Source organism: uncultured Sulfitobacter sp., from assembly GCF_947502895.1.
Taxonomy (GTDB): domain Bacteria; phylum Pseudomonadota; class Alphaproteobacteria; order Rhodobacterales; family Rhodobacteraceae; genus Sulfitobacter.
This window is the reverse complement of record NZ_CANNBM010000005.1, coordinates 172994-181287: the sequence shown is the minus strand read 5'-3', so window position 1 is coordinate 181287 and position 8294 is coordinate 172994. Positions and strand designations below refer to the sequence as shown.

The 8294-nt window shown below is 56.7% G+C and carries 12 protein-coding genes; all 12 read left to right on the top strand.

Going from position 1 to position 8294, the window contains the following annotated elements:
- On the top strand, positions 1 to 717 hold a 717-nt coding region (locus Q0903_RS17375; protein WP_299417425.1), incomplete at its 5' end, for a TonB-dependent receptor.
- Positions 704 to 1549, top strand: a complete 846-nt coding sequence (locus Q0903_RS17370; protein ID WP_366141515.1) for an ABC transporter substrate-binding protein — start codon at positions 704 to 706, stop codon at positions 1547 to 1549. The genes Q0903_RS17375 and Q0903_RS17370, both read left to right, overlap by 14 nt.
- Positions 1549 to 2529: an iron ABC transporter permease gene (locus tag Q0903_RS17365; RefSeq protein ID WP_299417421.1), complete on the top strand. Its 981-nt coding sequence runs from the start codon at positions 1549 to 1551 to the stop codon at positions 2527 to 2529. Before Q0903_RS17370 ends, Q0903_RS17365 begins: the two co-directional genes overlap by 1 nt.
- A complete protein-coding gene (locus Q0903_RS17360) occupies positions 2526 to 3284 on the top strand; it encodes an ABC transporter ATP-binding protein (protein ID WP_299030924.1) in 759 nt (252 codons plus the stop codon). Before Q0903_RS17365 ends, Q0903_RS17360 begins: the two co-directional genes overlap by 4 nt.
- On the top strand, positions 3281 to 3958 hold the full coding sequence (locus tag Q0903_RS17355; RefSeq protein ID WP_299417419.1) for an adenosylcobinamide amidohydrolase: 678 nt from the start codon (positions 3281 to 3283) through the stop codon (positions 3956 to 3958). The genes Q0903_RS17360 and Q0903_RS17355 overlap by 4 nt, the downstream gene beginning before the upstream one ends.
- A gap of 190 nt (positions 3959 to 4148) precedes the next feature.
- The gene (locus Q0903_RS17350; RefSeq protein WP_299417417.1) at positions 4149 to 4436 is read left to right on the top strand and encodes a hypothetical protein; all 288 of its coding nucleotides are present in this window, start codon (positions 4149 to 4151) and stop codon (positions 4434 to 4436) included.
- Entirely contained in the window at positions 4436 to 5086 is a 651-nt protein-coding gene (locus tag Q0903_RS17345; protein WP_299030927.1) for a MotA/TolQ/ExbB proton channel family protein, read from the top strand. The genes Q0903_RS17350 and Q0903_RS17345 overlap by 1 nt, the downstream gene beginning before the upstream one ends.
- 28 nt (positions 5087 to 5114) lie before the next feature.
- Positions 5115 to 5456 carry a biopolymer transporter ExbD gene (locus Q0903_RS17340; protein ID WP_299417415.1) on the top strand — a complete coding sequence of 114 codons (342 nt, stop codon included), beginning with the start codon at positions 5115 to 5117 and terminating at the stop codon, positions 5454 to 5456.
- Positions 5457 to 5458: 2 nt separating this feature from the next.
- Positions 5459 to 5848 (top strand): biopolymer transporter ExbD, encoded by a 390-nt coding sequence (locus Q0903_RS17335; protein ID WP_299417413.1) that lies wholly within the window; start codon positions 5459 to 5461, stop codon positions 5846 to 5848.
- The gene (locus tag Q0903_RS17330) at positions 5845 to 6762 is read left to right on the top strand and encodes a cell envelope integrity protein TolA (protein ID WP_299417411.1); all 918 of its coding nucleotides are present in this window, start codon (positions 5845 to 5847) and stop codon (positions 6760 to 6762) included. Before Q0903_RS17335 ends, Q0903_RS17330 begins: the two co-directional genes overlap by 4 nt.
- Before the next feature lie 175 nt (positions 6763 to 6937).
- Positions 6938 to 7513, top strand: a complete 576-nt coding sequence (locus Q0903_RS17325; protein WP_299417409.1) for a toxin-activating lysine-acyltransferase — start codon at positions 6938 to 6940, stop codon at positions 7511 to 7513.
- Entirely contained in the window at positions 7510 to 8286 is a 777-nt protein-coding gene (locus Q0903_RS17320) for a DUF4261 domain-containing protein (protein WP_299417407.1), read from the top strand. Before Q0903_RS17325 ends, Q0903_RS17320 begins: the two co-directional genes overlap by 4 nt.
- Positions 8287 to 8294 lie beyond the last annotated feature (8 nt).

The window sequence follows — 8294 nt, the reverse complement described above, 5'->3', positions numbered from 1 at the left end:
AACTCCGATTTCGGGGGCAAAGCGACGGGCCGTCTGGCCGCGGTCTGGCGACCGCGTGAGGATCTGGCGATCCGCGCTGTTTTGGGTACTGGCTTTCGGACACCCTCACTGTTTGAACGCTTCAGCGATTTTGGCGATGCAGGATTGCAGCCCGAAACCAGCCTCAGCTTTGAGTTGGGTGTCGAGAAAACCTATGATCGCGGCTTTGTAAAAGCGACCCTTTTCCGTACCGAGATTGAGGATCTGATTGATTTTGACAGTGGATCTGATGTCTGCGGCAGTGGATTTGGCTGCTATAACCAAGTTGCGGGTACAACGACTTCTCAAGGGCTTGAGCTATCGGGCGAATATGATGTGAGTGATCGCGTAACGGTTTTCGGGAGCTATACCTACACGGACGCGAAAACGGACGGTGTCCGCCTGACACGTACCCCGCGCCATGACGCAGTGGTCGGGGTTCAGGCTGCAATCACCGACCGTTTCAGCGCCTACGCTGATATCCGTCATGTGGCCGATGTTGTACCAAGTGCCTTTGCGCCTGCTGATAACAAAGTGGGTGATTATACGCTGGTAGGAGTCGGTGCTACTTATAGCGTCAGCGACACGGCTGACCTGTATTTGCGCGTCGAGAACGTATTCGATGAGGACTATGAAACCGCAGGCGGCTTCAACCAGCCTGGCCGTTCGGCCTTCTTTGGCATCAGTGCAAAGTTCTGATGTGATACGGGCCTTGTGCTTTGCGGGTGCACTGTTTTGTGCGCCCGCACATACCATAGCAAAGCCTGCGCGGGTGGTGTCGATCAATCTGTGTACAGATCAACTCGCGATGCTGGTTGCTGCTCCTGATCAGTTGATATCAGTCTCGCGGATCGCGTCTGATCCGCGCAGTTCTGCGATGGTGGCACAAGCCGCCGCTTACCGTACCAATAGCGGCCTTGCAGAAGAGATCTATTTGATGCGCCCCGATCTGGTGGTTGCAGGGCAGTATACCTCCTCCAGCACGATTGCAATGTTGGAGCGGCTGGGTATCGAGACTGTGAAGTTTGACCTGACTTATGATCTGGCAGATGTGTCAACGCAGCTGAGGCGTATGGGGGACGTTCTGGGTCAATCTGCGCGCGCTGCGGCTCTTGTTTCGAAATATGAAGCAGATCTCTCCGCTTTTCAAAAAGATGCTGAGGCGCAGCCTCGCGCGGCGCTGTATTATGCAAACGGCTATACGTCGGGCGACAAGACCCTCGCGGGCCAGATTTTGATGCGCGCAGGTTTGGACAATATTGCTGCAGAGCATGGCTTGGAAAGCGGCGGTATGCTCCCGCTTGAGGTACTTGCACTGGCGCAACCTGATACCGTGATTACCAGTCTTCCCTATGCGGGTGGTTCGCGTGCCGAAGACGTGATGGACCATCCGGTTGTCGCACAGCTCAAGCGCACCCGTCTCGAAGGCAGTTTGACGGATCACGATTGGGTCTGCGGCACGCCGTTTGTGTTGCGGGCGGTCGGCGATATGGTCGCCTTGCGCAACGAGATACATAAGGCAGAGCCGTGATGCGGCTTTCTATTTTTCTTTGCAGCTTGGTAGCGGTGCTTTTTCTGACCTCACTTGTGGTGGGTCCTGCAGATACTGCATTGGTGCCGAGTCTGCGTGCACTCGTTTTCGGCGGTGAGGGGCCTTTGGCAATGGTGATGCACGAAATCCGTCTGCCACGTGCACTGCTCGCCCTGATGATTGGTGGCGGGTTGGGTATGGCAGGTGCTGCGATGCAAGGCTATTTGCGTAATCCTCTGGCAGAGCCGGGCCTGATTGGTGTGTCTGGAACGGCGGCTTTGGGGGCGGTGTTGGCGATCCAGACTGGGGTTGCAGGTGCGTTTCTCTTCGGTTTGCCGCTGGCCGCTTTAGCCGGCGCGCTCATTGGTGTTTTTGCGGTTATGCTGCTGGCTGGGCCGAATGGCTCTTCGCTTACGCTCATCCTTGCGGGCATAGCAATTTCAGCCTTGGCCGCAGCCTTAACCTCGCTGGTGCTGAACCTCTCGCCCAACCCCTTTGCGGCAAACGAAATCGTGTTTTGGATGATGGGATCGCTTGCCGATCGCTCTATGGTGCACGTCTGGATTGCGCTGCCGTTTATAGTGATGGGTATCGCGCTGTTGGCCACGCTAGCGCGAGGGCTGGATGCACTGACATTGGGTGAGGATGCAGCACAGGCGATGGGAATTGGCATGCGGGGGCTGCGTTTGCGTTTGGTGTTCGGGACAGCAGCTGTAATCGGGGCGTCCACGGCTGTTGCGGGGGCAATCGGGTTTGTCGGCCTCGTGGTGCCCCATTTGTTGCGCCCCCTTGTTGGCGCCCAACCAGGTCGGTTGCTTTGGGCGTCTACGTTGGGGGGGGCGGCTATGGTGCTGACGGCTGATATTGCAGTCCGGCTAATCCTGCCTGCAGGTGATCTGAAGCTGGGTGTTGTGACGGCCTTGGTTGGGGCGCCTTTGTTCCTGCACCTGATATACCGAACACGGCTGAACAGCTTATGAGCATCCTGACCCTCACTGGCTTTGGCGTAAAGCGTGGCGTATGCGAAATCTTGCGTGGCGTGAACCTGTCCGTTACGGCGGGAGAACTTGTAGGGGTCATTGGACCGAATGGTGCTGGCAAAACAAGCCTGATGCGGGGCGCATTGGGTCTGATTGATAGCGTTGGCGCATGCTCGTTACTCGACATGACCCCGCAGGCACGGGCGCAATTCGCTACATGGATGCCTCAAGCGCGTGAGATCGCTTGGCCTGTTGATGTGCATAGGCTGGTCATGTTGGGCCGCACGCCACATCTGGGAACAGGTCAGCGGGCTACAGCCGACGATCACGCAGCGGTCGAGCGGGCGATCCAGCGCATGGATCTTGATGGGTTTCGCACACGTGACGCCACGCGGCTGTCAGGCGGTGAGCAGGCGCGCGCGTTGATCGCCCGTGCGCTGGCGCAGGAAACGCCGCTGTTGATGGCGGATGAACCGACTGCAGGTCTAGATCCAGCCCATCAGATCGCAACAATGCGCGCCTTTCGCAGTCTGGCGGACGAGGGGCGGTGCGTACTGGTATCTTTGCATGATTTAGGTCTGGCCGCACGTCACTGCACGCGCCTCGTCGTGATCGACAAGGGTGGGGTTGCCGCTGATGGCCCCCCGTTGGACGTCCTGAGCGCAGAACTGCTGCGCGACACTTTTGGCATTACTGCTTTCTTGCAGCAGACGGATAATGGCGTCGTGTTTCAACCCATGGATGTCGTCGGATGAGCAACGTAACCCTAGCGCGCCCTTGGCTGACGTTTGATCTGGGCGCGCAGATGCAGGTACTGAGCTGGGCTGTTAATCGTCCCGGTTTCGTGATGTCAGATCGTATCGTCTGGCGCGAGGTGCGCAACGCTGATCTGCCGCGTGATCTGGATGTGGTAGAGTGGTTCACACAGCAATTGGCAGAGCGGGGGGACGCAGGATCAGTAGCCTTCCTTACATCACGCGATGTGACATTCTATAGTCGGTCTATTGTGACTGTCGGGCAAACAACAGCCCAGTGTCTGGCAACTGTAGGTCTGTCAAACGCTGAACGGGTGGGTCACCGGATGGACCGTAGCGGGATGGATTGGGGAACGATCAATGTGGCGCTCAAACTTGATACGCCTTTGTCCCAGACGGGCCTGATTGAGACCATGAGCATCGCCACCCAAGCGCGTACAACAGCGGTAATAGACGCTGCATTTGAGCTATCTACAGGCGTAGCGACGGGGACCGGAACGGATTGTATCGCCGTCGCTGCACCGCCGGGTAAAACCGACTATGCTGGGTTGCATACTGAAGTGGGCGAAGCTGCGGGTGCTGCTGTCTACCGTGCAACATTCGAAGGTGCGCAACAGTGGAAAGCGGACGTGCATCCGCAATTTATAGGGAAAGCAGGATATGCAGGAACGTAAAATTCACCCCGTCAAATCACGGACTGTCCTCCAACTGCCTTTAGGAGCGTATGTGAAACGCCTAACCTTTATTTTAATGACATCGCTTTGTCTCACGTGGGGACAATTCGCTGCCGCTCAGGAAACTGATATTGCGGGTCGTTTGTCGGTAGAATTGAATGCAGCGCAGACTTTGGATGGAGCGTGCACCTTGTCTTTTTTGATCACCAACGGGTTTGAGAAACCGATTGAACAAGTCGTCTTTGAGGCCGTCTTGTTTGATGCAAACGGTCAGGTTGACCGCCTGACACTCTTCGATTTCGGCGCGCTGCCGCCTGCGCGCCCTCGGGTGCGCCAGTTCGTTTTACCGCAAGCTGAGTGTGAGGGTTTAAGCCGCATTTTGTTCAATGGCGCCAACACTTGTCGTGGGGTCGACCCCGCGCTGTGCGAAACGGGTTTGTTGCCTTCTTCGCGCACTGGGATCGAGGTATTGGGTTGATGGGCGGCTTGCTTGCACCCCTTCAACAAATCGCAGAAACGGGCGGTCCTGTTGTTGTGGTTTTGATGTGTGTTGCTGTGCTGACCCTTGCCGTTAGCTTGTACAAAGTTTGGCAGTTCTGGATGGCCGCAGTCGGGCGGCACACGGCGTTGTTAGAAGCGGTCGAGGCATGGGATTGCGGCAATCAAACCGAGGCACACAAAGCGCTTGATCGTTCGCGCAGCTATCTTGCACCTGTTGTCGGCATGGCAATGTCATCCGCGAAAGAGGGTAGCGCACGTCTGCAAGCAGAGGCAGAGGCGCGGTTTGCCCAGCTTGAATCCGGTTTCAGGTTTCTGGATTCGGTAGCGCAGCTGGCCCCCCTGTTGGGCTTGTTTGGCACCGTTCTCGGGATGATCGAAGCTTTCCAGTCCATGCAGGCTGCGGGTGCACAAGTTGATCCTGCACTACTTGCAGGGGGTATATGGGTTGCCTTGCTGACGACCGCGGTCGGGCTGGTTGTTGCAATGCCAACCGCCTTGGTGCTCAGCTGGTTCGAGCAGCGGATGGAGGCGGAGCGCGTGATTGCGGACAGAGCGATCCTGACAGTACTGCACCCGACTGGTGCCAAGACGGTGGACACATCAGATATGGTATCCGCCCATGGCTAGGGCGCGCTTACGGCGACGACGGTTGTCGATGACATCGCTCATCGACGTGATCTTTTTGTTGCTGTTGTTTTTTATGCTTACGTCCACATTTTCTAAATTCGCAGAAGTAGAAATCGCTGCTGCTGGGTCTGGGACACCGATTAAATCGGATTCCAAACCATTATTTCTCAACCTTGAAGTATCAGCCCTCCGCCTGAACGGTGACGCGCTTGATTTTGCGGGCCTTGGCACGTCCGCCCTGGCCCAAGCCGAGGCAGGTACATCCGTTTTGGTCTCGCTTGGGTCGGGCGTAGATGCCCAGCGTCTGACAGACTTGCTGGTGGCTTTGCGCAGTTTCCCTGCCTTGCGCGTCACCGTCTTGGGGGGATAGCCATGCGTCGCCTTGCCAAAGCCAAACCACAAAGGGAGCCGACGATCGCCCTGATCAACATCGTATTTCTGATGTTGGTCTTCTTCATGGTGGCCGGCACGCTAGCGCGTCCGCTTGATCATTTGCTGCAACTTGTCGAAACCCGCAAGCTGGAGGGACGCGCGCCGCCAGATGCCTTGGTCGTTTTTCCCGATGGCAGCCTAAGCTATGAGGGGCAGACCCAGACCGATGCGGCTACGTTTCTGGCGGGACTGGATGTGGAGGCTCGTGAGGTTATCCGTATCGTACCAGATAGATCGCTCCCTGCTGCCGATTTGGTTGCACTTACGCGCGCGTTGCGAATTGCAGGGGCGGACCGTGTTATGCTCGTGACGCAGAGCGCGCTGGAATGATGGGGCGCTCATTCACTGCTAAACTGGTATCGCTGTTGATCGCTATCGGTGCTGTTGCGGGGGCTGCCCAGCTTGCCGCACCGATCCAGAGTGTCCAGATCCGCGGTGGCGGACCGCAGATGCAGACGCAAATTGGTTCAGACTTTGAGGATCTGGTTGCTGGAACGCTGACCGCTCAACCGGTTACTGCACAGGCAACCAAACTGACGACGCAAAAGGTTGTGTCGAGTGTCCGATCGACACCTGCTGTCTCGGCAAGTGTGCCCGAGGCCGCGCAACCAGCGCCCACGCTACCCAAACCAGCTACTGCAGCCTCCAGCGCGGATGTTGTTGCGTCTTCACCAGTGACAGCGCCTGTTCCGGCTGCACTTTTGGCACCTGCCACAGAGGCGGTTGTTGCAACTGCTGCGCCGAGTGATGCCCCAACGGTGTCAAAGCGTCCGCTGGGCAAGAACCCGCAACTTGCAGCGGCAGCAGAGCAAAAAGCCGAAAAGTTAGCGCAGGAACGTGCCAAAGCCGCCCCGCGTAAAACGCAAACTGCCAAGGGCAATGCGACGCGCAATTCAAAAAAGGGCGTGGCTCAGGGAAATAGCAGAAAGGCCAAAGCCAAGACTGCGGGCAAGACAAAAAAACCAGCGGCACGGGCGGGAAGCGGCTCGGCCAGTAGCTATCCGGGTAAAGTGATGCGTCGCTTGTCACGGCAGAGCAGACCGCGTGTTCGCGCAAAAGGGACAGCTGTGATCGCGTTTTCAATTTCGTCAGGTGGTGGACTATCGCATGTATCTGTTGCGCGCAGCTCAGGCTCCGCAGCGCTAGACCGTGCGGCGGTTGCGATGGTTCGCAAAGCTGCGCCGTTCCCACGCCCTCCGTCTGGTGCGCAGCGCAAATTCTCGGTCAATATTAAAGGCCGATAGCGTTTCTTGGGTCTGTTTGGCTAAGCGGCGAATCGCCTACGGCACAGGCGTTCGATCTTTCAAAAACCTCGAGATCGGCATGCGAAAATGCCAAATATCCGTTAATAAAGGTTAAAAAACAGGTTCAACCCAAGGTTTAGGGTTGTGAAAATCCGCCGATATAACGATAATTTGAATGAAATTTATCGAACTGGACGAAGACATGTCAAAGACCAAAAACGGCGCAGATACCGCTGCGAAAGAGCAAGATGCGGCGGCTGTTCAGGGCGATCCTGAAATCACAGCAAAGCTTGCAACGCTGCGGGCACAGGTGCGCGAGAGCTTTGGTAAAGTTGTCATGGCGATGATGGCGCAGCCGCGTTACCGCCACCAGACAATTGCGGACTTGTCACCGCTGGTGCTGGAACCGCTTATTCGCGACCGCATTGCAATGGCATATCCGAAAGAGGCCGAAGCGCCGACAGGCGATATGACTGGTATCGCTATCTGGGCAAGTGTTTCGGAGGATGTGGACAAGAAAATCCGTGAACAAATTGGTGCAGGCGTTTTTCCAATCCGCCTCACACCGGATGACTGGAACTCTGGCGAGATCAATTGGCTGCTGGATGTGATTGCATCAGATCAGAAAACAACAGGTGCTGTGATCGCTAATTTCCGGCAGGTGGTTAAATCGGGTGAGCTGCGGATCCACCCGATTGTCACCCGTCTGGTTGACAAGGATATGCTTGAAAAGATGCAGCGCACTTCATGACTTCTACCTTTATGGCGATGGTCCTTTTACCGGAGCCTTTGACACTCAGCTTTGATCAGGTCGCTGCCGTAGTCGGGTCTTTCCCCGCTGCGGCAGACGCGGTTTTGGGAAAACACGAGGCGGAGCAGGGGCGGTTTGCCATCCGAATTGGTGCGCAACAGTTCGGAATTCAGGCAATGGCAGATCCCATTCCAGAAGGAAGTTTTGCAAAAGCGCTCGGTGGTAGCGACCGTGACGCATTGTCTTTGCTGGTGAGGGCGCATCGGGCGCATCTGGTTGTGTTCTGCAAGCTAGACCAAGGTGACATGGGCGATGCTGTAATGGCGGCAGCGGGTGTGCATCTTTTGGCTGCGCGCCTCGGTGCGTCGGCAACCGCTACGGCTGGATTTTGGGTAGCAAGCCAGCGGTTGGCGCCTTGGGCCGAGTTTACCCAATACGCAGAGGCCTTGCCCGCAGCCTATGATGCGGTTGGCCCTGTTGATTTTCCGACCAGATACTGGGTTTCAGCAGATCTTGCGCAGGACGCAGACACGGCAGGGGCTACTACTCTGGGGTTGAAGCATTTTACGGGCTACGAACTCTTGTTGTCCCCAACCGCATGGCCTGCTGCATCTGTTGCTGCGCGATTGGTGGGAACTGTTGAATATCTGTTCGCCAATGGGACAGTTCTTGAGGATGGTCAAACGCTCGGAGCAACCGACGAGGAGCGTTTTGCCATCACCAGAGAAACAGGATCAGAGCTGATGCGTCTTGATCTGATGGAGGTGGTTTGATGCTGCTG